Source organism: Rhizobium sp. NLR10b (genome assembly GCF_019685435.1).
Taxonomy (GTDB): domain Bacteria; phylum Pseudomonadota; class Alphaproteobacteria; order Rhizobiales; family Rhizobiaceae; genus Rhizobium.
This window is the reverse complement of record NZ_JABDWV010000022.1, coordinates 16,738-40,196: the sequence shown is the minus strand read 5'-3', so window position 1 is coordinate 40,196 and position 23,459 is coordinate 16,738. Positions and strand designations below refer to the sequence as shown.

The 23,459-nt window shown below is 62.7% G+C and carries 17 protein-coding genes; 11 read left to right on the top strand and 6 right to left on the bottom strand.

The features are described from left to right. The first annotated feature begins 93 nt into the window (after positions 1-93). From HJB91_RS27725 to HJB91_RS27715, 3 genes are read left to right on the top strand one after another with little or no spacing between them, the layout of a single operon-like run. Positions 94-1,110 (top strand): glycosyltransferase family 2 protein, encoded by a 1,017-nt coding sequence (locus HJB91_RS27725; protein WP_221156500.1) that lies wholly within the window; start codon positions 94-96, stop codon positions 1,108-1,110. A 12-nt stretch (positions 1,111-1,122) separates the two neighbouring features. Then, a complete protein-coding gene (locus tag HJB91_RS27720; protein ID WP_221147752.1) occupies positions 1,123-2,622 on the top strand; it encodes a glycosyltransferase family 39 protein in 1,500 nt (499 codons plus the stop codon). Further along, positions 2,623-4,107 carry a glycosyltransferase family 39 protein gene (locus tag HJB91_RS27715; protein ID WP_221156499.1) on the top strand — a complete coding sequence of 495 codons (1,485 nt, stop codon included), beginning with the start codon at positions 2,623-2,625 and terminating at the stop codon, positions 4,105-4,107. It begins immediately after the preceding gene. 6 nt (positions 4,108-4,113) lie between these two features. Here HJB91_RS27715 and HJB91_RS27710 read toward each other — a convergent pair whose 3' ends face one another. Continuing rightward, positions 4,114-5,481, bottom strand: a complete 1,368-nt coding sequence (locus HJB91_RS27710; protein WP_221156497.1) for an aspartate aminotransferase family protein — start codon at positions 5,479-5,481, stop codon at positions 4,114-4,116. Between the two features lie 83 nt (positions 5,482-5,564). On the opposite strand from HJB91_RS27710, the gene HJB91_RS27705 reads away from it, so the two are divergent. Next, on the top strand, positions 5,565-6,917 hold the full coding sequence (locus HJB91_RS27705) for a glutamine synthetase family protein (protein ID WP_221156514.1): 1,353 nt from the start codon (positions 5,565-5,567) through the stop codon (positions 6,915-6,917). 17 nt (positions 6,918-6,934) lie between these two features. Here the strand turns inward: HJB91_RS27705 and HJB91_RS27700 are convergent, their stop codons facing one another. Further along, positions 6,935-7,879, bottom strand: coding sequence for a diacylglycerol kinase family protein (locus HJB91_RS27700; protein WP_210628549.1), 945 nt, complete (start codon positions 7,877-7,879; stop codon positions 6,935-6,937). Between the two features lie 303 nt (positions 7,880-8,182). Here HJB91_RS27700 and HJB91_RS27695 point away from each other — a divergent pair, with 303 nt between their 5' ends. Beyond that, on the top strand, positions 8,183-9,409 hold the full coding sequence (locus HJB91_RS27695; protein ID WP_221156495.1) for an MFS transporter: 1,227 nt from the start codon (positions 8,183-8,185) through the stop codon (positions 9,407-9,409). A 262-nt stretch (positions 9,410-9,671) separates the two neighbouring features. After that, positions 9,672-11,045, top strand: a complete 1,374-nt coding sequence (mgtE, locus tag HJB91_RS27690; RefSeq protein ID WP_210628551.1) for a magnesium transporter — start codon at positions 9,672-9,674, stop codon at positions 11,043-11,045. 213 nt (positions 11,046-11,258) lie between these two features. Here mgtE and HJB91_RS27685 read toward each other — a convergent pair whose 3' ends face one another. Next, entirely contained in the window at positions 11,259-11,732 is a 474-nt protein-coding gene (locus HJB91_RS27685; RefSeq protein WP_210628552.1) for an Lrp/AsnC family transcriptional regulator, read from the bottom strand. A gap of 145 nt (positions 11,733-11,877) precedes the next feature. Here HJB91_RS27685 and HJB91_RS27680 point away from each other — a divergent pair, with 145 nt between their 5' ends. Beyond that, the gene (locus HJB91_RS27680; protein ID WP_210628553.1) at positions 11,878-12,780 is read left to right on the top strand and encodes a DMT family transporter; all 903 of its coding nucleotides are present in this window, start codon (positions 11,878-11,880) and stop codon (positions 12,778-12,780) included. A 75-nt stretch (positions 12,781-12,855) separates the two neighbouring features. Here the strand turns inward: HJB91_RS27680 and HJB91_RS27675 are convergent, their stop codons facing one another. After that, complete coding sequence (locus tag HJB91_RS27675; RefSeq protein WP_221156493.1) at positions 12,856-13,470, bottom strand: L,D-transpeptidase; 615 nt, start codon at positions 13,468-13,470, stop codon at positions 12,856-12,858. Positions 13,471-13,606: 136 nt separating this feature from the next. After that, positions 13,607-15,271 (bottom strand): electron transfer flavoprotein-ubiquinone oxidoreductase, encoded by a 1,665-nt coding sequence (locus tag HJB91_RS27670; protein WP_221147746.1) that lies wholly within the window; start codon positions 15,269-15,271, stop codon positions 13,607-13,609. Between the two features lie 242 nt (positions 15,272-15,513). Between HJB91_RS27670 and HJB91_RS27665 the strand changes: the two genes are divergently transcribed. Next, a complete protein-coding gene (locus HJB91_RS27665) occupies positions 15,514-16,302 on the top strand; it encodes an SDR family oxidoreductase (protein WP_210628556.1) in 789 nt (262 codons plus the stop codon). 6 nt (positions 16,303-16,308) lie between these two features. On the opposite strand, the gene HJB91_RS27660 is transcribed toward HJB91_RS27665, so the two are convergent. Further along, complete coding sequence (locus HJB91_RS27660) at positions 16,309-17,190, bottom strand: phosphotransferase family protein (protein ID WP_210628557.1); 882 nt, start codon at positions 17,188-17,190, stop codon at positions 16,309-16,311. Between the two features lie 273 nt (positions 17,191-17,463). Here HJB91_RS27660 and HJB91_RS27655 point away from each other — a divergent pair, with 273 nt between their 5' ends. From HJB91_RS27655 to HJB91_RS27645, 3 genes are all read left to right on the top strand, one after another. Continuing rightward, positions 17,464-18,783, top strand: a complete 1,320-nt coding sequence (locus HJB91_RS27655) for an efflux RND transporter periplasmic adaptor subunit (protein WP_221156491.1) — start codon at positions 17,464-17,466, stop codon at positions 18,781-18,783. After that, positions 18,780-21,902 (top strand): efflux RND transporter permease subunit, encoded by a 3,123-nt coding sequence (locus HJB91_RS27650; protein ID WP_221156489.1) that lies wholly within the window; start codon positions 18,780-18,782, stop codon positions 21,900-21,902. The genes HJB91_RS27655 and HJB91_RS27650 overlap by 4 nt, the downstream gene beginning before the upstream one ends. Positions 21,903-22,108: 206 nt before the next feature. Further along, positions 22,109-23,401: an Hsp70 family protein gene (locus tag HJB91_RS27645; protein ID WP_210628560.1), complete on the top strand. Its 1,293-nt coding sequence runs from the start codon at positions 22,109-22,111 to the stop codon at positions 23,399-23,401. Positions 23,402-23,459 lie beyond the last annotated feature (58 nt).

The following is a 23,459-nucleotide window of genomic DNA, read 5'->3' as shown; positions in this document are numbered from 1 at the left end:
TGGCAACGGCCGGACACTTCATGTAGTAGGCTTCCGCAAGCGCGGTGGCGGCAGTAAGATTGCAAGGCCGCCCGGCCTTTTGGAGATGCAAAGTTGCAGACAACGCTAGAGCCCATTCGCGGCACGAATGATCCGGTACAATCGCTCGAGCTGTCGCTGGTCGTGCCCGTTTTCAACGAAGAGGAAAGCGTCGGCCCGCTGGTCGAGCGCATCGTTGCGGCGATGGCCGAGTATCCTCATCACTGGGAACTGATCCTCGTCGACGACGGCAGCACGGATGCGACGCTCGTCAACGCCCGCAAATTCGTCGGACGCGAGGGCCTGGCGCTCAGGATCGTCGAGCTGCAGCGTAATTTCGGCCAGACCGCCGCCATGCAGGCCGGCATCGATACCGCCCGCGGCCGGCTGATCGCGACGATGGACGGCGATCTGCAGAACGACCCGAAGGATATCCCTTCGATGGTCTCCGAGCTGGAGCGGCGCCAACTCGACCTCCTGGTCGGCTGGCGCAAGAACCGCAAGGACGGCCTGTTCCTGCGCAAGATCCCGTCCTGGTGCGCCAACTACCTGATCGGCCGCATCACCGGCGTCAAGCTGCATGATTACGGCTGCAGCCTGAAGATCTACCGTGCCTCGATCATCAAGCAGGTGAAGCTGATGGGCGAAATGCACCGCTTCATCCCGGCGTGGGTCGCCGGCGTTGTTCCGAGCTCGCGGATCGGCGAGATGGCCGTCACCCACCATGCTCGCGCGCACGGCGTTTCAAAGTACGGCATTTCGCGCACCTTCCGCGTCATCCTCGACCTGCTGTCTGTCATGTTCTTCATGCGCTACAAGGCGCGGCCCGGCCACTTCTTCGGCTCGCTCGGTCTCGGTCTTGGCGCGGTTGCCATGTTGATCCTGCTCTATCTCGGCTTCGACAAGTTCATCCTGGGCAACGATATCGGCACCAGACCCATGCTGATGGTTGGGGTCGTTCTCCTCCTTTCGTCGGTGCAGATGATCACCACCGGCATTCTGGCGGAAATGATCGCACGCACCTATTATCGTGACGATGCCTCCCCGAACTACATCGTCCGGCAGATCTTCGACGATCAAAGCCAAGCGTAAGCCGGCAGCATGATGCTGGACCGCGCGACGAGGACGATCAGAACCGCGGCGCTGCTGCTTGCAGCCTATTTTGTGCTGAACATCGCGCTCAGGCTGGCACTCCCGCACGCGCTGGAACTCGATGAGGCCGAGCAGTCCTTCTTCTCGCAATATCTGCTGGCGGGCTACGGCCCGCAGCCGCCCTTCTACAACTGGATGCAATATGCCGTCGTTTCGGTAACCGGCTTGTCGATGGGCGCCCTTATTATCCCGAAGAACATCCTGCTCTTCCTGTGCTACCTCTTTTACGGCCTTGCCGGGCGCGAGGCACTGAAGGACCAGAAGCTTGCCGCCGTCGCGATGATGGCGCTGATCACCCTGCCCCAGGTTTCCTACATGGCGCAGCAGGATCTGACCCACACGACGGCGCTGCTCTTTGCCAGCTCGCTCTTCCTCTACGGCTTCTTCCGCACGCTCGAGCGGCCCGGCATCGGTAGCTACCTCCTGCTCGGGCTTGCCACCGGCATCGGGCTGATCTCGAAATATAATTTTGCGCTCATGCCCGTCGTGGCGCTGATCGCCATCCTGCCCGATGCCGAATGGCGGCGCCGGGCGCTGGACTGGCGTCTGCTGGCGGCAATCGCCGTCGCGCTCGTCATCGTGTTGCCGCACGCGATCTGGCTGCGGAGCAACCTCGAATTCGCCTCTTCCGATACTCTGGTCAAGATGGCCGCCGGCAATGAACCGGTCGGCGCCTTGCGAATCGGCAAGGGTATTCTTGCCTTTGTCGTCGCCATCATCGCCTTTGCAGCACTGCCCGTCGCAATTTTCGCCGCCGCCTTCCGCCGGGACTTCTTCCGGGCGCTCTCAGCCGGAAACCGCTGGACCGGGATGCTGGAGCGAATGATGCTCGCGAGCCTCGCCGGCATTCTTCTGATCGTGCTGTTCACCGGCTCCACCACGGTGCGTGAACGCTGGCTCGACCCATTCCTGCTGGTGCTGCCGATCTATTTCCTGGCAAAGATGCAGGCGGGCGGGCTCGACCTTTCCGCCGGACTGCGCCGCTTCCGGCCTGTCGTGCCGGTGCTGATGGCCTGCGTCCTGGTCGCGCTCGGCTTCCGCGTCGTCGGCGCCGGGCTGATCGGCACCTATAGCAGGCCGAATGTGCCGATGGCCGATCTCGCGCGCGATATGACGCGGCAGGCCGAACCTGTGCTGGTGATCGCCTCGGATACCTATGTCGGCGGCAACATGCGCCTGCAGCTTCCCGACGTGCCCGTGGTGATCCCGGATTTCCCTGCACCCGGTATTCCGGCCTATGCGACGGCAGGCGGGCCGGTGCTCATCGTCTGGCGCGGCAAAAAGACGGCAACGGCCGCGGATGCGGTCATGCCGGAGCGGTTTTCATTGGCGCTGGCGGCGGCAGGTATCGCGCCGCAGGAAGTCGACGCCTTGTCGCTTCCCTATCATTTCGGCCGCCAGGGCGACAATTTCGCTCTCGGTTATGCCTGGGTTCGGCCGGGGGCGAGATAGTTGACCGAGACCAGCCTCCGCGACATCAGATGGATTTTCGTCCTGCTGGCCGCCTATTTCGTCCTTCAGATCGGCGTGCGGCTTGCAACCTCGCATTCGCTCGATCTCGACGAGGCCGAACAGGCCTTCCGCTCGCAATGGCTCGCCGCCGGTTACGGCCCGCAGCCGCCGTTTTACAACTGGCTGCAATATACCGTCTTCCAGTTTACAGGCGTTTCGCTGGCTGCCCTGTCCGTCGTCAAGAACCTCCTGTTATTCAGCTCTTATCTGCTGTACGGCCTGACGGCGCGGCTCGTCCTGCGCGACAAGGCGATGGTGGCGATCGCAACACTCGGTCTGCTGACCATCCCGCAGATGGTTTTTGAGATGCAGCGGGACCTGACGCACACGGTCGCGGTCTTCTTTTCAGCCAGCATCTTCTTCTACGGTTTCATCCGCAGTCTGAAGCAGCCAAGCCTTGCCTCCTATCTGGTCGCCGGTATCGGCATCGGTTTCGGCCTGCTTGCCAAGTATAATTTCGCCATCCTGCCGGCGGCAGCACTAATTGCCGCCCTGGCGGATCAGCGCCTGCGGCCGCGGATTTTCGATTGGCGGCTGGTGTTGACGGCTGTCGTGGCCCTCGTCATTACCCTGCCGCACCTCTTCTGGCTGAAGGACAATCTCGATTTCGCTACAGCACGCACGCTGGAGAAGATGACCGCGAGCGGCCATGCGAGCTATCCCATGCAGGTCGCCATGGGCATCAGCTCGCTCGCTCTCGCCGTCATCAGCTTTGCCGGATTGACGGTGGCGGTCTTCGCCATGGTGTTCGGCAAGCGCCTTCGCCAGGCGTTTACTGCCGGCTCGGAATGGACGCGACTCGTCGAGCGGATGATGCTCGTCTTCCTGACCGGCATTCTGTTTCTGGTCGTCTTCGGCGGTGCGGCCGGCATCAAGGATCGCTGGCTGGTACCGATGTTTTTCATCCTGCCGCTCTATCTCTGCCTGAAGGTCGAGGCCGCGGGCGTTGAGACCGGCAAGGCTTTCCGGCGCTTCATGCTCGTAGTCGCCGTCATCATGATCGGCGTGCCGGCGATCCTTTACGGCAGCGTCGCGACGGCACGCTTCACCGGTCATTACGAACGATTGAACAGGCCCTATGCCGCGATGCTGGAAAACCTGCGTCAACAGGCGGAACCGGCGGCAATCCTTGCCGGCGATAGCCTTCTTGCCGGCAATGTCAGGCAGGATATTGCCGGGGTACCGGTCCTCTCCGTCGATTATCCCGGCTTCCATCCGGATCTGACCGGCCGCCGACCGCTTCTCCTTGTCTGGCTGATACCGAAGGGAGGCAGCGAAGCGCTGCCTCCTGATATGGCGCAATGGCTCCAGACCAATCTCGGCGCCTCCGCGCCTGAGACATCGGCGATCGACGTGCCCTATTTCTACGGCCGCGGCAGGGACAGCTATCGTTTCGGCTATGCCTGGATCAATCAGCCGGCCTGAGCGAAGTCACGACTTCAGCTCCTTCCAGGCCGCGTCCAACGCCAGCCTGGTAATCCTTGCCATCTCGTCTACCTCCGCGTGGGTGATGACAAGGGGCGGCGAGGCCAGCATGCGGTCGCCGGTGGCGCGCAGCACGAGGCCGTTCGCCAGTGCATGGTTGCGCACCAACGCGCCGATCTGATCGGGCTTGTCGAAGCGAGTGCGCGTGCTCTTGTCGGCAGTGAGCTGCAGGCCGCCCATGAGGCCAATGCCGGCTGCCTCGCCGACAAGATCGTGTTCGGCGAGCGCCGCCCAGGCCTTGCCGAAATAGGGACCGATATCGTCGCGCACCCGCTCGACCAGTCTTTCCTCCTCGATGATGCGCAGATTTTCGAGTGCGGCGGCGGCGCAGACCGGATGGCCGGAATAGGTGAAGCCGTGATTGAAGTCGCCGACCTCATTGATCAGCACGTCGGCGATGCGGTCGCTGACGAGCACGCCGCCGATCGGCAGATAGCCGGAGGAAAGCCCCTTGGCGATCGGTGCGAGATCCGGCTCGACGTCGAAATGCTGGTGGCCGAACCAGGCGCCCAATCGACCGAAACCGCAGATCACCTCGTCGGTCACCAACAGGATATTGCGCGCCTTGCAGATGCGGTCGATCTCCGGCCAATAGGTCTCAGGTGGGATGATGACGCCGGCAGCCCCTTGCACCGGCTCGGCGACGAAGGCGGCGACATTCTCCTCGCCGAGCTCGTCGATCTTCGCTTCCAGCTCGCGCGCGACTTTGAGGCCGAATTCGGCGGGCGAGAGATCGCCGCCCTCGCCGTACCAATAGGGCTGACCGATATGGACAATACCCGGGATCGGCAGGTCGCCCTGCTCGTGCATGTATTTCATGCCGCCGAGGCTGGCACCGGCAACGGTCGAACCGTGATAGCCGTTCTTCCTCGCGATCACGATCTTCTTCGACGGCTTGCCGACGGCGCTCCAATAGACCCGGGCCATGCGAAACCAGGTGTCGTTCGCTTCCGAACCGGAGCCGGTGAAGAAGATATGGTTGAACCGTTCGCCGGCATGGGACGTAACCTTCTCAGCCAGCAGCGTCGCCGGCGTCGAGCTCGTGCCGAAGAAGGTGTTGTAATAGGGCAACTCGTTCATCTGCCTTGCGACGGCCTCGGTGATCTCCCGGCGGCCATAGCCGATATTGACGCACCAGAGGCCGGCGAAGCCATCTAGATATTTCCTGCCGCGATCGTCGAAGATGTGGCAGCCCTCGCCGCGCTGGATGATGCGCGCGCCTTCGGCATTCAGCTTCTTCATGTCGGCGAAGGGATGCAGGTGGTGCGCGGCGTCGATCGCCGCAAGGTTCGAGGGTGGGTAAGTATCGGGCATGGCTGGTGAAAGACCCTCGCGGATTGAAAGGCTGTTGTCGATGAGATAGGAGCTTGGCCTTGTCCCAGAGGATTTTCAAGGCCATGGCGAGCGACAGGATGGACGGCAAGGCTTGGGGTGGCGACCCGCGTTTCGAAATCCTGATCGTCGGTATGAATGGCGATCTGCGCGGCAAACAGCTGCCGCCGGGCGCAGAAGACAAGGTCTGGGCCGGAGAGATCCGCCTGCCGACCTCGACGCAATCGCTCGACATCTGGGGCGACGACAATGACGATATCACCGGCCTGTCGCTGACGATCGGCGATCCCGATGGCAAGGTAATCCCCGACCGGCGCAGCCTGGCGCCGATGCCCTGGGCACCCGAGGGCTCGATGCAAGTGCTCGCCAGCATGCATGAATTCGACGGCAGCCCCAGCTTCATGGACCCGCGTGCCATCCTCGCTTCTGTATTGGAGCGCTATGCGGCGCGGGGATTGACGCCTGTGGTGGCGACCGAGCTGGAATTCTACGTGATGTCGGGAGACTGGCGTGAGACCGGTCGCCCCTCCCCGCCCGAAGGCCTCACCTATCGCGGTGAGCCGAACGGTTTCCAGCTTTACGACATGAGCGCCGTCGACGCACTCGACGACTATCTCGGGACGCTGAGGGCCTATGCGAAGGCGCAGGGGCTGCCGGCGGAAGCGACGACGGCGGAGTTCGGTCCCGGCCAGTTCGAGATCAACCTGCTGCACCGCCCCGATGCGCTGGCGGCCGCCGACGACTGCCTCTACCTTAAGCGCATCGCCGAACAGGCGGCGCGCCGGCACGGGCTGAAATCGACCTGCATGGCCAAGCCCTATTCCGACCATGCCGGCTCCGGCCTGCATGTGCATGCAAGCGTCATCGACCGGCAAGGCCGCAATATCCTCGATGCCAAGGGCGGCGAGCCGAAGCGGCTCAAATCGGTTGCTGCCGCGCTGCTCAACAGCATGCGCGAAGCGCAGCTGATCTTCGCCCCCTTCGCCAATTCCTACCGCCGCTTCCAGCCGGGCTCGTTCGCACCCGTCGATCTCACCTGGGGCAGCGGCCATCGCGGCACGGCGATCCGCATACCCGACAAGGACGGGCCGGCCGCCCGTATCGAGCATCGTGTCGCCGGCGCCGATGCCAATCCCTATCTGCTGCTCGCGGCAATCCTCGGCGGCATGCTCACCGGTCTCGAACACGAACTCGACCCCGGCGAGGAGACGACGCCCTCGCATACGCCTGCGAATACCACACGGCTGACGCATGATTTCCTCAGCGCCGTCGAGGCTTTCCGCACCTCGCCGCTCATCACCGATATTTTCGGCGCGCGTTATCAGGCGCTCTATGGCGACACAAAGCGCAAGGAAGCGCTTGCGCATCTGCGCACCGTCTCGGATTTCGACTATCGCACCTATTTGCCGCGGCTCTGAAATTTTCAGCGGCCGGTTTACGCGGCGGGCTCGCGGCGTTCATCGGCATTCACCTGCGCGGCGAGACCCTGTTTGACAAGAACCTTCAACTCGCCCGGATGCAGCCGGATCGAGACGTCGCGTTCGAGCGGCAGCAGCTCGCCGTCCATGACGCAATTGGCCTTGGAGCGCAACTTCGGGAAATGCAGCTGCACCTCGGCCGGGTGCATCACCATGACATCGGCGTTCTCGCGGACCTTGCCGCGCAGCATGTCGACGGCAAGGCGGGCGACACCGAGGGGTTTTAGCGGATTTGCAGTATAAAAGCCGAGTTCGCCGCTTCTCAGATTGTCGGCGTAGAGCAGCGGATTCTCGCCGAAGGGATTGTTGGAGACCGAAATCGCCGACACCCTGCGGCGTTCGCGCATGCCGGCCGCCTGGAACTCGACCTCGAATTCCGGCGGATTGAAGATGACGCCCAAGGCCGCTTTCGTGCTCGCCCGTATTTTGCCCAATCGGGAGCGATAGCTGTAGGCGTTGCGGTAGCGAACCATCCGAGCATGCAGACCGGCGGAAAACTGGTGAATGAAGGGCCGGCCGTTGGCGCTGGCAATATCGACATTATCGATCTCGCCGGAGGCAAGCACATCGAGCGCCTGCCAGATATCGAGCGGCACGCGCAGCGAGCGGGCAAAGAGGTTCATCGTGCCGGCGGGTACGACGCCGAGCGCGACGCCGTTTTTCCAGGCGATCGATGCCGCCGCCGAAATCGTTCCATCGCCGCCGCCGGCCACGATCCCGTCGATATCGTCGCGCTTGGCCGCCCGCTCCATGGCGGGAATGATCTCCTTTCCGGAGAAGACGATGGCGTCGAAATCGTGCCCGGCGTCGCGGAATGCTTCTTCCGCCCTCTTTTCGTAGGCCAGCATGTCGGTGGTCCGGAAGGTGCCACCGTCGCGATTGAAAAAGCCTACAAACTTCATAAGGGCTCCCGTCCCTGGCGCGGAAACAATACTGCCTTTGCTCCTGAGATGGTTGCGGTATCGGCGATTTCAAGCGCGGCCGCTTTTCCTAAGAAGCAGCTGAAATGCAAATATTGCAACTGACATATGCACATAGCAGGACGCTGCACTGCAGAAAACGCACTCGACGCCAGCCGATGCGTTCGGGATAGATGAGGAATATCGGAGATACGTATCTCCGCCTCCCGCCATTCGAATGATCGGCCCGCAGCCGCGCTTGCGCCAGCGGCCATCGCCAAGCCAAAACCGCATCGAGGAACTCTCGTGAGTGAGATTACCGTCAATGATTCCATCGACAGCCAGGATGAAGCGCTGCCGTCGGCAACGACCGTGGCGCTGGTGCAACTGGCGCTCGCCTGCGGCGGCTTCGGCATCGGCACCGGCGAATTCGCGATCATGGGGCTCTTGCCCAATGTCGCCGCCACCTTCTCGGTGACGACGCCGCAGGCCGGCTACGTCATCAGCGCCTATGCGCTCGGTGTCGTCGTCGGCGCGCCCGTCATCGCCGTGCTCGCGGCGAAAATGGCACGCCGCACGCTGCTGCTGACACTGATGCTGATTTTTGCCGCCGGCAATATATCAAGCGCCATGGCGCCGACCTTCGAGACTTTCACCCTGCTGCGCTTCGTCAGCGGCCTGCCGCATGGCGCCTATTTCGGCGTGGCGGCGCTTGTCGCCGCCTCGATGGTGCCGGTGCATCGGCGCGCCCGAGCGGTCGGCCGCGTCATGCTCGGCCTGACGGTTGCGACACTTCTCGGCACGCCCTTGACGACATTTTTCGGACAGTCGCTCGACTGGCAGGTAGCGTTTTTCTCCGTCGGCGTGCTCGGCCTGCTGACGGTGACGCTGATCTGGTTCTACGTACCCAAGGACCGGGTTTCCGAAGAAGCGAGTTTCGCACGCGAACTCGGCGCCTTCCGCCGACCGCAGGTCTGGCTGACGCTCGGGATTGCTGCCGTCGGCTATGGCGGTATGTTCGCCATGTTCAGCTATATCGCCTCGACGACGACCGAAGTGGCGATGTTGCCGGAAACGGCCGTTCCGATCATGCTGGTGCTCTTCGGCGTCGGCATGAATGCCGGCAATTTCATCGGCTCGTGGCTCGCCGACAAGTCGCTGCTCGGAACGATCGGCGGCTCGCTCGTCTATAATATCGTCGTGCTGACCACCTTCTCGCTGACCGCCGCCTCCCCCTATATGCTCGGCCTTTCGGTCTTCCTCGTCGGCTGCGGTTTTGCCGCCGGCCCGGCGCTGCAGACGCGGCTGATGGATGTCGCCGCCGATGCGCAGACGCTGGCCGCAGCTTCCAACCATTCCGCCTTCAACATCGCCAATGCGATCGGCGCCTGGCTCGGCGGCCTCGTCATCGCCTCGGGTTACGGCTTTGCGGCCACCGGCTATGTCGGCGCGGCACTCTCCTTCCTCGGCCTCTTCGTCTTCGCAGCCTCAGCCCGCCTGGAGAGCCGCACCCGCAGCACGCAGGCGGCGTGACCGATCTTCGCTGCAACGCGTGCAGGTGCGACATTCTGGCGTTAAGCATTTAGCCGGCTTGACTTTTTCCGCGTTCGGCACCACGTAGCATGCACGTGGACGGCACCTGTCAGCCACGGATTTCAACGGAGTCATCTTAGCGATGCCAAGCGACAGTAGCAGTCGATTGCCTTTGCCGTACGCGGCCGCCCTCGTGCGCTGACCGACTCCTGTCGGCTCGCCCGATCGGACGCTACGGCGGATCGACGGAAAGGCGAGCCTCATGAATATCAATCGCTTCCCTCTTCGGGCAGGCCATGCCGCCCGTGCCTTCATCAACAATAGCCGCGGCGCCACGATCGCCGAACGCGTCGACGCGTTGAACGCGCTTAGCATCCAGGACGCCGGACGGGTGCTGTCCGGCATGCCGCTCGACTATGCCGTCAACATCCTCGACCGGCCGGAGCTTCGCAACGCCGCACAGATCCTGGCGCTGATCAGCGCCGAGGACGCCGCACGGCTGCTGCATGGCATGTCCAACGACCGCGTCGCCGACGTGCTGCTCGAACTCGACGGCGAGACCCGCGCCCGGCTGTTCTCCAGCCTCGACGAGCCGGTGCGCGTCTCTATCCAGCATCTGATGGGCTATCCGCCGCGCACGGCCGGCAGCATCATGACGACGGAATTCGTCAGCGTGCCGGATAGCTGGACCGTTGCCCAGACGCTCGATCATGTGCGCCAGGTCGAACGTTCGCGCGAAACCGTCTACGCCATCTACGTGCTCGACGAGGTCAGCCATGCGCTGATGCACGTGGTGACGCTGCGTCGCCTGATCACCGGCGAGCCGGATGCCTCCATCCTCACTGTCGCTCAAAAAGGCGCTCCAGTTTCGGCCGATCCGCTGATGAAGCAGGAGGACGTCGCCCGGCTGATCCGCAAGCACGACCTGCTCGCCTTGCCTGTCATCGACGAACATGGGCAGGTGCTCGGCATAGTCACCGTCGACGACGTGATCGACACGATGATATCGGACACCACGGAAGCGGCCCAGAGGTTCGGCGGCATGGAGGCGCTCGGCCAGCCCTACATGAAGATCGGCTTTGCCGGCATGATCCGCAAGCGCGCAGGCTGGCTCGCCGCCCTCTTCCTCGGCGAGATGCTGACGGCGAGCGCCATGCAGCACTTCGAAGGCGAGCTGGAAAAGGCCGTCGTGCTGACCCTGTTCATCCCACTGATCATGAGCTCCGGCGGCAATTCCGGTTCGCAGGCGACCTCGCTGATCATCCGCGCCCTTGCACTCGGCGAGCTGAAGCTTTCGGACTGGTGGAAGGTGCTGTTCCGCGAATTGCCGACCGGCATCGTGCTCGGCGCGATCCTCGGCCTCGTCGGCTTCATCCGCATCGTTTTCTGGCAGTCAGCCGGGCTCTATGATTACGGCCCGCATTGGCAGATGGTCGCCATCACGGTGTTTGCCGCCCTGATCGGAATCGTCACCTTCGGCTCGATCTGCGGCTCGATGCTGCCCTTCATGCTGCAGAAGTTGCGGCTCGATCCGGCCAGCGCCTCGGCCCCCTTCGTCGCCACGCTGGTCGACGTCACCGGACTTGTCATCTACTTCTCGGTGGCGTTGCTTATCCTCAGTGGGACGCTGCTGTAGAGCAAAAAGCCCCTCATCCTAGCCCTCCCCGTTCTGACGCGGAGAGGGGACGTGCCTTGCGAGAGGCCTATGGAGGCTGAGAGGTCGCGACCTATCCCCTTCTCCCCGCGTGCGGGGGAGAAGGTGCCGGCAGGCGGATGAGGGGGCGGGCTCGAGGTCCGAGCAGAGAAAAAAGTATTGTTCGTCAACAAACTGCCAGCAAACCGAGGGAAATTATCTCACCTCTGGCAGCTTCAGCGGCCCATGCGTCTTGATGCTGCGGATGGCGAAGTTCGAGCGGATGTCGCTGACATTCGGCAAGGTCAACAGCGTGTCCGTCAGAAGTCGTTCATAGGCAGCGAGATCCTCCACCACCACTTCTGCCAGAAAGTCGGCGGTACCCGAAATCAGGAAACACGAGACGATCTCGGGGATGGCGAGCAGCGCCTTCTGCTGCGCCTCGGAATTTTCGCGGCTGTGATGCACCACCTTGAACTCGACGAAGACCGTCAGGCCGAGACCGACCTCCTTGCGGTCGATATCGGCGGTGTAGCCGCGGATGATACCGGAGCGTTCGAGATTACGAATGCGGCGCAGGCAGGGTGACGGTGAGAGATTCACCTTCTCGGCGATCTCGACATTGGTGGCGCGGGCATCCTCCTGCAGGCATTTCAGGATGGCAATATCGAATTTATCGAGATTTGGCATTTTCGCGATATCCATAGGCATAATTTGGCAGAAGATTGCGTATACCACGATTTTCAAGCCACAGATAGCAAGGACATGCCCCGGCCTCCGGCGCTAATCTCTTCCTCAACCGGACAAGATCCGGATGGAGGAAAGGATTGGAACGATGAGCACGATCGCATTTTCAAACGACAAGTCACCTTCGCAGACGCTCGGTTATGCCGCCGGCAGCATCACCGTCTTGATCTGGGCGACCTGGTTTCTGGCGACCCGCCACAGCGCCGCGACGTCGCTCGGCTCGATCGATATCGGCCTCATCCGCTACGGCATTCCGGCGCTTGCGCTTTCGCCCGTCTGGCTTCGCATCGGTCTGCTGCCGAAGGGCGTGCCGCTCTATCTGCTGGCGGTCATGGTCGCCGGCTGCGGCGCGGTCTTCTTTCTGGTGACGACGCTTGCCATTCACTCCACACCGGCGGCCTCCTCCGGCATCCTGCTCGGCGGCTCGATGCCGCTTGCCACCGCACTGATCGGCATTGTGCTGTTTCGGGAACGGCCGGATGTCACGCGCCTCGCCGGGCTGGCCGCCATAGTCGGCGGGGTCCTGATCCTGCTTGCCCGCAGCCTTGCCGATGCCTCCCTGCCCTGGACAAGCTTTGTCATGCTGCCGGCCGGCGCCGTGCTCTGGGCAAGCTACACCCATGCCTTCCGCCGCTCGGGTCTGACGGCCATTCAGGCGAGCGCACTGATTGCCGTCTGGTCCTTCCTGATCATGGCCGTGCTCGCACTCGTCTTCGGTATCTCGCTGCCGCAGGCCCCGCTTCCGGAAATCGGCCTGCAGGTCTTGAGCCAGGGCATTCTGTCGGGCCTCGTCGCCATGGTCGCCTATGGCACGGCCGTTCGTACCCTCGGCGGAACACAGGCCGCCGCCTTCACGGCGCTGACGCCCGTTCTTGCCACGCTCGGCGGCGGCCTCCTGCTTGGCGAAGCAATCGGCGTTGCCGAAATCAGCGCCGCCGTGATCACCGGCATCGGCGTCGCACTTTCGACGGGGATTGCCGCGCGACGCTGACCGTCAGCCGCGACCGGCAATACGAAGCCGCCGACAGCCATTGCTGCGGCGGCTTTTCAGTGTGTTCTCGGTCGTTCAGGCCTGGATGACGACGACCCTGGCGCCGACCTCGACGCGGCTATAGAGGTCGATCACATCGTGGTTCATCATGCGGATACAGCCGCTCCACATGGCGAGACCGATCGATTCCGGCTGATTGGTGCCGTGAATGCGGAAATGCGTGTCGTTGCCGCCGCGATAGAGATACATCGCCCGCGCGCCGAGCGGGTTGTTCGGGCCGCCCGGCATGCCGCCCGCAAGCCTGCGATAGCGTTCCTCGCGGCGCTGCATGTTTTCCGTCGGCGTCCAGCTCGGCCACTCGGCCTTGCGCCCGATATAGGCGTTGCCGGCAAATGCCAGTCCCTCGCGGCCGACACCGACGCCATATCGCATCGCCCTGTTGTCACCGAGGACGTAGTAGGCGCGACGCGCCGGCGTGTCGATGACGATCGTGCCCGGCGCATGCGCGCTTTCATAGGCCACTTCCTGGCGGCGAAGTTCCGGCTTGATCTTGTCGATCGGCACCTGCCTCAGCGGAAACTTTTCATCCGGAAGCGCGGCATAATTCGTCTGGCTGTTCAAGCCGGTCGAGGAGCAGCCGGCGACGAAGAGCGGCAAAGCGATCAGAAAACCCCGGCGGGAGATCGTCATGAATGTGTCCTTAGCGCGTCAACAAGATGTCGCAAGCTAAGGAATTTATGGTTAACGAACGGCTAACAGCAGCCGCCGAAAGGCGATCACGAAGACGTCAGCGGTCGAAACAACCGCCGATGTCCGGCGCTCCACCTCACATATTCGGATAGACTGGCCCCTCGCCGCCCTGCGGCGGCACCCAGTTGATGTTCTGGTTGGGGTCCTTGATGTCGCAGGTCTTGCAGTGCACGCAGTTCTGGGCGTTGATGACGAAGGTCTTGTCGCCATCCTTCTCCACCCATTCGTAAACGCCGGCCGGACAGTAGCGGGTCGACGGGCCGGCATAGACGCCGAGTTCGGAGCTCTTCTGCAGCCCCATGTCCTTGACCTGCAGATGCACCGGCTGGTCTTCCTCGTGATTGGTGTTCGACAGGAACACCGACGACAGGCGGTCGAAGGTCAGGACGCCATCCGGCTTGGGATAGGCGATCGGCTGGTGATTGGCGGCCGGCTCCAGCGACTGCGCATCGGTCTTGCCGTGACCAAGCGTACCGAAGAAGGAAAATCCGAACAGCGTGTTGGTCCACATGTCGAGGCCGCCAAGTGCCACGCCAATCGCGGTGCCGAACTTCGACCACAGCGGCTTGACGTTGCGCACCCGCTTCAGATCCTTGCCGATGTCGCCTTTGCGCCATTCATTCTCGATCTCGACAACCTCGTCGTGGCTGCGGCCGGATGCGATCGCCGCCGCCACCCTCTCGGCCGCCAGCATGCCCGACAGCACCGCATTATGGCTGCCCTTGATGCGCGGCACGTTGACGAGGCCGGCCGAACAGCCGATCAGCGCGCCGCCGGGGAAGGAAAGCTTCGGCACCGACTGATAACCGCCCTCGGTGATCGCACGCGCCCCATAGGACAGCCGCTTGCCGCCCTCGAAGGTTCCCCGGATCGCCGGATGCGTCTTGAAGCGCTGGAACTCCTCGAAGGGATAGAGATAGGGGTTTTTGTAATTGAGGTGGACGACGAAGCCGACCGCCACCAGATTGTCTTCGAGGTGGTAGAGGAAGGAACCGCCGCCGGTCTTCATGCCGAGCGGCCAGCCGAAGGAGTGCTGCACCAGGCCCCGCCTGTGATTCTCGGGCTTCACCTGCCAGAGCTCCTTGATGCCGATGCCGAATTTCTGCGGCTCGCGATCCTTCTGCAGATCGAACCTGGCGATCAGCTGCTTGGCGAGCGAACCGCGCACGCCTTCACCGATCAGCGTATATTTGCCGCGCAGCTCCATGCCGCGGGTGTAGTTCGGGCCGGGCTCGCCGTTCTTCTCGATGCCCATGTCGCCGGTGGCGACGCCGATAACCCCACCCTTGTCGTCATAGAGCACTTCGGTTGCGGCAAAGCCCGGATAGATCTCGACGCCGAGCTCCTCCGCCTTGCCGGCCAGCCAGCGACAGACGTTGCCGAGCGACACGATGTAGTTGCCGTGATTGTTCATCAAGGGCGGCATCAACACATTCGGCAGACGGATCGAGCCGGCCGGGCCGAGCACCAGGAAGTGATCTGCGGTCACCTCGGTCTTGAAGGGATGATCGGCTTCCTCGCGCCAGCCGGGCAGCAGCCGGTCGATGCCGACGGGATCGACGACGGCGCCGGACAGGATATGGGCGCCGACCTCCGCGCCCTTTTCCAAGACCACGACCGACAGTTCCGGATCGACCTGCTTCAGCCGGATCGCCGCCGCCAGACCGGCAGGACCGGCGCCGACGATCACAACGTCGAATTCCATGCTCTCGCGTTCGGGCAGCTCAGTCGTCTCGGTCATTCATTCGTCTCCGCTCGGCCAGTGGCCATCATCCCATGGCCACTGTCTTGTCAAAACCGCGACGCATTGTCGAGCCGGGATGCGACAGCCAATCCTCAATTCGCACAAAGACATTTCTGCCGATACGAGAGTTACAATAACGCTTACGTTAACGTCAATTGCGAAACCAGCGAGACCCAACCCTCCCTTTCCTTTTTCGTCGCCCGCGCCTTATACATCCCTCGAAGACATCGGAGAAGATCATGGATCTCGGTATCAAGGGAAAACGGGCGCTCGTTCTCGCCTCCTCGCGCGGGCTTGGCCTCGGCATCGCCGCGGCACTCGCGCGCGAAGGCGCAAACGTGCTGTTGTGCGGGCGCAGTGGCGAACAGCTGGAGGCCAATTGCGCGGCGATCAACAACGAAGGCAATGGCCGGGCCGACTGGATCTGGGCTGATCTTGGCGACGAGCGCTTTGTCGAGACGGCAACGACGGCGGTGAAGGAGAAATTCGGCGGCCTCGACATCCTCGTCAACAATACCGGCGGACCAACGCCCGGCACGACCGAAGAGATGACGGCCGAAAAGCTCGAAACCTATTTCCTCTCCATGGTCGCGCGGGTGATCACGCTCACCAACGCGCTGCTGCCTGATATGAAGGCGCAAGGCTGGGGCCGCATCCTGACGGTCGCCTCATCAGGCGTGATCGAACCGATCCCCAACCTGGCCCTGTCGAACACGCTGCGCCCGGCGCTTGCCGGCTGGAGCAAGACGCTTGCCTCCGAAGTGGCGAGCTTCGGCATCACCACCAACCTGCTTCTGCCGGGCAGCATCTTGACGAGGCGGCTCGACGATCTTGACGGCGCCGCGGCAAAGCGGACGGGCAAAAGCCTCGAGGAAATTCGCGCCGACAAGGAGGCGCGCATTCCCGTCGGCCGCTATGGCAGGGTCGAGGAATTTGCCGCAACGGCCGCCTTCCTGTGCAGCCAGCCCGCAAGCTACATTACCGGCTCGCTGATCCGCTGCGACGGCGGCGCGGCACGGTCCGTCTAGAGCCGCTCAGGCCGCACGGGCCGCCGCGGCGGCCCAGGTCGCCGCGCTCCGGATCATCTGTTCGACATTGGCCGGATCGTCGGCGAGTTCGGCGAGTTCGGAAAGCCGATGGAAGCCGGTCAGGATCGCAATACGCCGTCGGTCGAGCCTGCGTCCGGTCAGGAATTCATAGGCCGAGACGATGCGCGCGGTCAGATCGGGCGAGATGAAGTTTGAATAGATGAACTCCTGGTGCAATGGACCAAAACCTGAATCGGCGAAATCGTAAATGCCGTTGAGCCTACCCTGCCGATAGTCGAAGGCCATATTCCAGCCGTGACCGTCGAAGAAACCGTAGATGTTGCCGTAGGGATCCGGCGGCAAGGCTTCGAAATCCGAAACAACGGTCTCGGCAAAGCCTTTGATATCAGCCGGCAGCACCGGCAAAGCCTTCGTTCGAACCGCCTCTGGCGATTGCCATGGCTGGATCGCTCCGGCGCCGGCCGCCCGCACGCGATCGGCATCGAGCGCGTGCAGTTCGGCGTAGAAACGCGAGAGATCCTCCGCCAGGCGCTGGCGGTCGCCCTGCCCGAGCGCATCGTAATCTTCGGCAATGAGATGTTGCCCCTCGAGCTTGGCATGGCTGGAGAAGATCGGCGGCCCGTCGTGAATGCGCATGTCGGGCACCGCCATTGACAGCGACGGTCGAACGATATCGAGCAAGGCGGCTTCCTTCACGAGCGCTCTTTCGGCGCCGATATGGCGGGGAAACTTGAAAATCAGCGTGTCGTCGACGTCGACCGCCATCGAATCCCAGCCCTTTGCCGCGAGCTTGAAAACGGAGCCCGTCAGTTCAGGAAACACGCTTGTGATGAGGGTGCGAAATTCGCTGACGTTCAACTCTGTCATGACGACCTGCCTTTTCTGTTTCCCTGTTCCTTGGGTGCAGGCGAGCAGCATCGGCCCGTCGGGAACTGTCGGCGTGCAGCCGCCGAAGCCGCGCCAAGTGGCACCCGGACTATATTAGTACAATTTGAATATTACGGAACATTCATTACAAAAATTTAAGCCGTTATAACCACTTAGTGATCGCGACACGGGAATTATGTCCTTTTTGCGCCGCAATATAAGCTGCTCAATCAAGCATAAATTCGCACCCTTGCTCAAACCCCGGTCTCGCCCATGAAGAAATTTTGGATCACCGTCAGTTTTGTCGCAATCGCCGCGGTCGGCGTTTGGCAATTCGGGAATCTGGTCCCCTATGCCGCGCACGTTTCCTACCTCTCGCAGCTCATCAAGCAGCCGGCCGGCGGCAATGGCGGCAGGCAGGCACAGGGCGATCAGACGCAGACCAATCAGGCGCCGACCGACCAGGCCGAGAATGGCGGGCAACACCAGGGTGGCGGGCGCAGACGCGGCGGCGGTCCGACCGTCGTCAAAACAGTCGCTGCGGTGAAAACGACGCTGCCGACGGATGTCACCGCGTCCGGCTGGGCCGATGCCGACGACAATACGACCATGGCCGCACAGGAACAGGGCCTGATCGTCAGCATCAATGCGCAGGATGGAGCCACCGTCAAAGCCGGCGATCTGATCGCCAAGCTCGACGACCGGACGGCGAAGGCGGCGGTCGACAAGGACAATGCGATGATCGTCCGGGATACGGCAACGCTTTCGGAAGCGGAGACGGCCCTGGTTCGCGCACAGGACCTGTTCGACCAGAAGGCCGGCACCCAGCAGAGCCTCGACCAGGCAAGAGCTGCCCGCGACACCGCCACGGCCACAGTCGAGGCTGACAAGGCCACCCTCGCCTCGGATCAAATCATCCTCGAGAATACGGATATCCGGGCGCCCTTCGACGGCCGGCTCGGCGATATTGCCGTCAGCAAGGGCGCCTTCCTCAATGCCGGCTCGGCAATCGTCACCATCGCGAAATACGACCCGATCTATGTGAAATTCCACCTGCAGGAGCGCTATTTGCGCGCCCTGAAGAAGGCGCTGGCAGTCGGTCCGGTTGAAGTCAGCACGGTTCCCGCCTCCGCCAAGGGGCAAGTCCGCAAGGGCGAAATCAGCTTCTACGACAACACGGTCGATACCGCCTCCGGCACGATCTTGGCCAAGGCACAGTTCGAGAATGCCTCCGGTGCGCTCTGGCCCGGCCAATCGGTCAACATCGTCGTGCACTTCAACAACGACGAACAGCAGGTTGTGGTGCCGACGGTTGCCGTCAGTCCCGGCCCCGACGGGTTCTTCGCCTTTGTCACCAAAGACGGCAAATCACATCTGACACCGGTCACCGTCGCCCGCGCCAATGGCGGCTTCACTGCCATCGAATCCGGGCTTCAGGCAGGCGACCATGTCGTGGTCGAAGGCCAGGGTCAGCTCAGCGACCAGCAGACGATCAACGAGCAGTTCGACGACAAGACGCTTGACGTCGCGTCTGCCGAAGCGACTCGGCAACCGCAGCAGTCCGAGACGATCGCGGTGGGAGCGCAGCAATGATCCCGAATTTCTGTATCCAGCGCCCCGTCGCGACGACGCTGCTTGCCATCGGCGTCATTCTGGCCGGTCTTGCCGGCTACCGGCTCGTGCCGGTTGCAGCCCTGCCGCAGGTCGATTTTCCGACGATCAACGTGTCGGCGCAGCTGAGCGGCGCCTCGCCGCAGACGATGGCAACCTCCGTTGCCACGCCGCTGATCAAGCAGTTCGAGACCATTCCCGGGATCAGCGAAATCAGCGCCTCGAGCTCGCTCGGCAGCACCAGCATCGTGCTGCAGTTCGATCTCAACCGCGATATCGATGCGGCCGCTGCCGACGTGCAGGCGGCGATCTCACACGCGACCCGGCAGCTGCCCGACAACCTGACGACACCACCGAGCTATCGCAAGACCAACCCCGCCGATGCGCCTGTGATGCTGCTTTCCGTGCAGAGCAACACCATGCCCCGCAGCAAGCTCGATGAGATCGCCGAGGACATCATCTCGCCATCGCTTTCGACGCTGCCCGGCGTTGCCCAGGTGAGCGTCTATGGGGCGCAGACCTACGCCGTGCGCGTCGAAGTCGACCCCAACAAGCTGCTCACCCGCGGCATCGGCATCGATACCGTCAACAAGGCGCTTGCTGCCGCCAACAGCCAGCAGCCTGTCGGCACGCTGCAGAATAATTCGCAGAGCATGACCATCACCGCGAACACGCAGCGCACCAATGCCGAACAATTCCGATCGCTCGTCATTGCCAATCCGAACGGTGCGCCGATCCATCTCGGCGACGTCGCCGATGTGCAGGATGGGGTCGAGAACCAGTATACCGGCAGCTGGTATGATGGCCAGCGCGGCATCATCCTCGCCATTCAGCGTCAGCCCGATGCCAACACGGTCGATGTCGTCGATGCGATCAACGCCAAGCTGCCGCAACTGCACGCCGAAATTCCGTCTTCGATGACGACCGTGGTCATGAACGACGCTGCAAAACCAATTCGCGCCGCCATCGCCGATGTGAAGTTCACGCTGTTCCTGACCATCGGCCTCGTGGTTTTCGTCATCTACCTCTTCACCGGCCATGCGACGGCGACGATCATTCCGGGGCTTGCCGTTCCGCTGTCGCTGATCTCGACCTTCGGGATGATGTATGTGCTCGGCTACAGCATCGACAATATCTCGCTGCTGGGGCTGACGCTCGCGGTGGGTCTGGTGGTGGACGATGCGATCGTCATGCTCGAAAACATCCTGCGTCACGTCGAAGAAGGCATGCCGGTGCGCGAAGCGGCGATCAAGGGGGCGGGCGAAGTCAGCTACACCATCATTTCCATGTCGGTTTCGCTGATCGCCGTCTTCATCCCGATTCTCTTGATGGGCGGCGTCGTCGGCCGCGTGTTCAACGAATTCGGCATGGTGGTCGCCATCGCCATCATCTCGTCGGCGATCGTCTCGCTGACGGTGACGCCGATGCTCGGCTCGCGTCTTTCCAACAATCACAGCCGGCCGCCGCTCCTCATTCGCCTCTTCGATGCCGGCTTCGAGCGGACGCTCAACGGCTACGACAGGGCAGTCGGCTGGTGCCTTCGCCATCGTCTGACGATCCTCGGCGTGTTCCTGGGCTCGGTGGCGCTGACGGTCTATTTCTTCATGACGCTGCCGACGAGCTTCTTCCCGCAGGAGGATATCGGCCGCCTGTCGATCAGCACGCAGGCCCGGCAGGACATTTCCTATTCCGCCATGGAGGCGCTGCAGCAGCAGGCGGCAGCCGCCGTCAAGGCGAACCCGGCGGTCAACCACGTGATGTCGACGATCGGCGGCAATCCAAACAGACCGCAGAACAATGGCTCGATGTTCGTCGAACTCAAGGACAAGAAGGAGCGCCCGCCGCTTGATCAGACATTGCGTGAGCTGCGCACTGCGATCAACAAGATCCCCGGATTGCAGGCCTTCGTGACGCCGAACCAGAGCCTGCGCTTCGGCGGCCGCCAGACCGCCAGCCAATATCAGCTGGTCATTCAGGCGCTGAGCGCCGACCAGACCAACCTCTGGGCCGGCAAGATCCAGGCGGCGATGCGTGTTGACCGCGGGCTGTTTACCGATGTGACATCGGATGCCCAGAACAACGCCCTGCAAGCCAATATCGTCATCGATACCGAGCGGGCGGCGGCCTATGGGATTGACAACGATACGCTGCGCACGACGCTGCAGGAGTCCTTCAGCGGATATGCAGCGGCGGAGATCCAGTCGACCGGCGACAGCTACGACGTCATCGTCGAATACGACACCAGCAAACCCTGGGACGACCAGAAGCTGTCGGAGATTCGCATCGCCTCGTCCAATGGCAGTCTGGTGCCGCTTTCGAACTTCGCGCACGTGCAGCGCACCACCGGCCCCGTCACGATCAACCAGACGGGCCAGCTCGTCTCGACCACCGTTTCCTTCAACCTGCCGGAAGGGGTTTCGCTCAGCGACGCGACGGCAGCGATCGACCAGATCAAGAAGGAGATCGGCCTGCCGGCCGATGTCTTCACCTCCTATGGCGGCACGGCCGAGATCTTCGCACAGTCGCAAGGCAATACGCCGTACCTGATCCTGGCGGCGGTGCTGACCATCTATGTCGTGCTCGGCGTCCTCTATGAAAGCTTCATCCATCCGCTGACCATCCTGTCCGGCCTGCCCGCGGCGGCGTTCGGTGCGCTGCTGGCGCTTGACATCATGGGGTTCGACCTGTCGATCATCGCCCTCATCGGCTTGTTGATGTTGATCGGCATTGTCAAGAAAAACGCGATCATGATGATCGACGTGGCGGTTGAGACCATGCGCACGACGGGGGAAAAGGCGACGGCGGCGATCCACGAGGCCTGCGTACGACGCTTCCGGCCGATCATGATGACGACGTTCTGCGCCCTGCTCGGCGCCCTGCCGATCGCGCTCGGCACCGGCGCCAGCTCGGAGCTGCGCCAGCCGCTCGGCATCGCCGTGGTCGGCGGCCTCGTCGTATCGCAGCTGCTGACGCTGTTCATCACCCCCGTCATCTTCGTCGAGATGGACCGGTTCGGAAACTTCCTCGGCCGGTTGGTGGGCGGTCGTAAGAGGGTCGAGGAACCAGTGCTGCAGGAGACAAGGGCGCTGGCCGCCGAGTAAGGCGTTCTCGCGATGCCGGGCCTTGCTGGTCCGCTTCCTGCCGCCGATCGGCGAAGAAGCGGACATGGCAGAGCGCCTCGATCTTCAATCCACTTGAATGTGTCACGCCCCTGTGGCATCAACCGCCCTCCTTGATCCGGGCGTCCTTACGCCCTTGCGGAGCGCTGCTCCGTCTCCAACAACAATCGGCATGAAGAGGTGCGGGCATGGCTCAGGCGCTGGGTTTCGACTTCGGCACGACGAATACGGTTCTCGCCATGGCGGATGGCGGAGCAACGGGCTCGATGACGTTCACAAGCGCGGCCGGGACGGCCGACAGCATGCGGACGGCACTTTCCTTCATGAAGGACGCCCAGCTCGGCGCCTCGGCGCTGAAGGTGGAGGCGGGCCATGCGGCGATCCGGCAATTCATCGACAATCCCGGCGAATGCCGGTTCCTGCAGTCGATCAAGACCTTTGCGGCAAGCGCGCTGTTCCAGGGCACGCTGATCTTCGCCAAGCGGCACAATTTCGAGGACCTGATGGAGGTCTTCGTGCGGCGCCTTCGCAACTATGCCGGCGACAGCTGGCCCTCGGATGTCAGCCGCATCGTCACCGGCCGTCCGGTGCATTTCGCCGGCGCCAGCCCCGATCCGGCGCTCGCGACCGAACGCTACAACGAGGCGCTGTCGCGTTTCGGCTTTCCCGAAATCCACTATGTCTACGAACCGGTCGCCGCCGCCTTCTATTTCGCGCAGAACCTGAAGCAGGATGCGACGGTGCTGGTCGCCGATTTCGGCGGCGGCACGACCGATTATTCGCTAATCCGCTTCGAAACCGTCGCCGGAAGGCTGACGGCAACGCCGATCGGCCATTCCGGTGTCGGCGTCGCCGGCGATCATTTCGATTATCGAATGATCGACAACATTGTCGCACCGCTGATCGGAAAGGGCAGCCACTTCAAGAGCTTCGACAAGATTCTCGAGGTGCCGTCCAACTACTATTCCAGCTTCGGCCGCTGGAACCAGCTGTCGATCTTCAAGACCACGCGCGAATTCGAGGATCTGAAGAAACTGGTGCGCACCAGCCTGGAGCCGGAAAAGCTCGAAATTTTCATCGACCTCATCGACCATGACGAAGGCTATCCACTCTACCAGGCGGTGTCGGCGACGAAGATGGCGCTCTCGGCTGCCGACGAGGCGCCTTTCGACTTCGCGCCGCTTGGCCGCGGCGGACAGCGCAGCGTCAAGCGCCGCGACTTCGAAGGCTGGATCGCCGAGGATCTCGCCCGCATCGAAGGCGCACTCGACGAGGTGCTCGTCAAGACCGAGACGAAGCCTGCTGACATCGACAAGGTATTCCTGACCGGCGGCACCTCCTTCGTGCCGGCGGTGCGCCGCATCTTCACCGAGCGGTTTGAGCGTGACCGGATCGAAAGCGGCGGCGAGCTGTTGTCGATCGCCCACGGACTGGCGCTGATCGGCGAACGCGACGACATCGCACAATGGACTGTGCAATAAAGTCGGCGAGCGCGGCCAATGTGCCGCCCGCCCTTTCAATGCCACGATCTCTTCGCTA

What these genes read in the sequence shown, in the direction of transcription:
- HJB91_RS27720 (WP_221147752.1), top strand. Translation starts at nt 1,123, where the DNA reads ATGCTGGACCGCGCGACGAGGACGATCAGAACCGCGGCGCTGCTGCTT.
- HJB91_RS27655 (WP_221156491.1), top strand. Translation starts at nt 17,464, where the DNA reads ATGAAGAAATTTTGGATCACCGTCAGTTTTGTCGCAATCGCCGCGGTC.
- HJB91_RS27710 (WP_221156497.1), bottom strand. Translation starts at nt 5,481, where the DNA reads ATGCCCGATACTTACCCACCCTCGAACCTTGCGGCGATCGACGCCGCG.
- HJB91_RS27680 (WP_210628553.1), top strand. Translation starts at nt 11,878, where the DNA reads ATGAGCACGATCGCATTTTCAAACGACAAGTCACCTTCGCAGACGCTC.
- HJB91_RS27685 (WP_210628552.1), bottom strand. Translation starts at nt 11,732, where the DNA reads ATGCCAAATCTCGATAAATTCGATATTGCCATCCTGAAATGCCTGCAG.
- HJB91_RS27665 (WP_210628556.1), top strand. Translation starts at nt 15,514, where the DNA reads ATGGATCTCGGTATCAAGGGAAAACGGGCGCTCGTTCTCGCCTCCTCG.
- HJB91_RS27645 (WP_210628560.1), top strand. Translation starts at nt 22,109, where the DNA reads ATGGCTCAGGCGCTGGGTTTCGACTTCGGCACGACGAATACGGTTCTC.
- HJB91_RS27700 (WP_210628549.1), bottom strand. Translation starts at nt 7,879, where the DNA reads ATGAAGTTTGTAGGCTTTTTCAATCGCGACGGTGGCACCTTCCGGACC.
- HJB91_RS27650 (WP_221156489.1), top strand. Translation starts at nt 18,780, where the DNA reads ATGATCCCGAATTTCTGTATCCAGCGCCCCGTCGCGACGACGCTGCTT.
- mgtE (WP_210628551.1), top strand. Translation starts at nt 9,672, where the DNA reads ATGAATATCAATCGCTTCCCTCTTCGGGCAGGCCATGCCGCCCGTGCC.
- HJB91_RS27705 (WP_221156514.1), top strand. Translation starts at nt 5,565, where the DNA reads ATGGCGAGCGACAGGATGGACGGCAAGGCTTGGGGTGGCGACCCGCGT.
- HJB91_RS27670 (WP_221147746.1), bottom strand. Translation starts at nt 15,271, where the DNA reads ATGACCGAGACGACTGAGCTGCCCGAACGCGAGAGCATGGAATTCGAC.
- HJB91_RS27675 (WP_221156493.1), bottom strand. Translation starts at nt 13,470, where the DNA reads ATGACGATCTCCCGCCGGGGTTTTCTGATCGCTTTGCCGCTCTTCGTC.
- HJB91_RS27660 (WP_210628557.1), bottom strand. Translation starts at nt 17,190, where the DNA reads ATGACAGAGTTGAACGTCAGCGAATTTCGCACCCTCATCACAAGCGTG.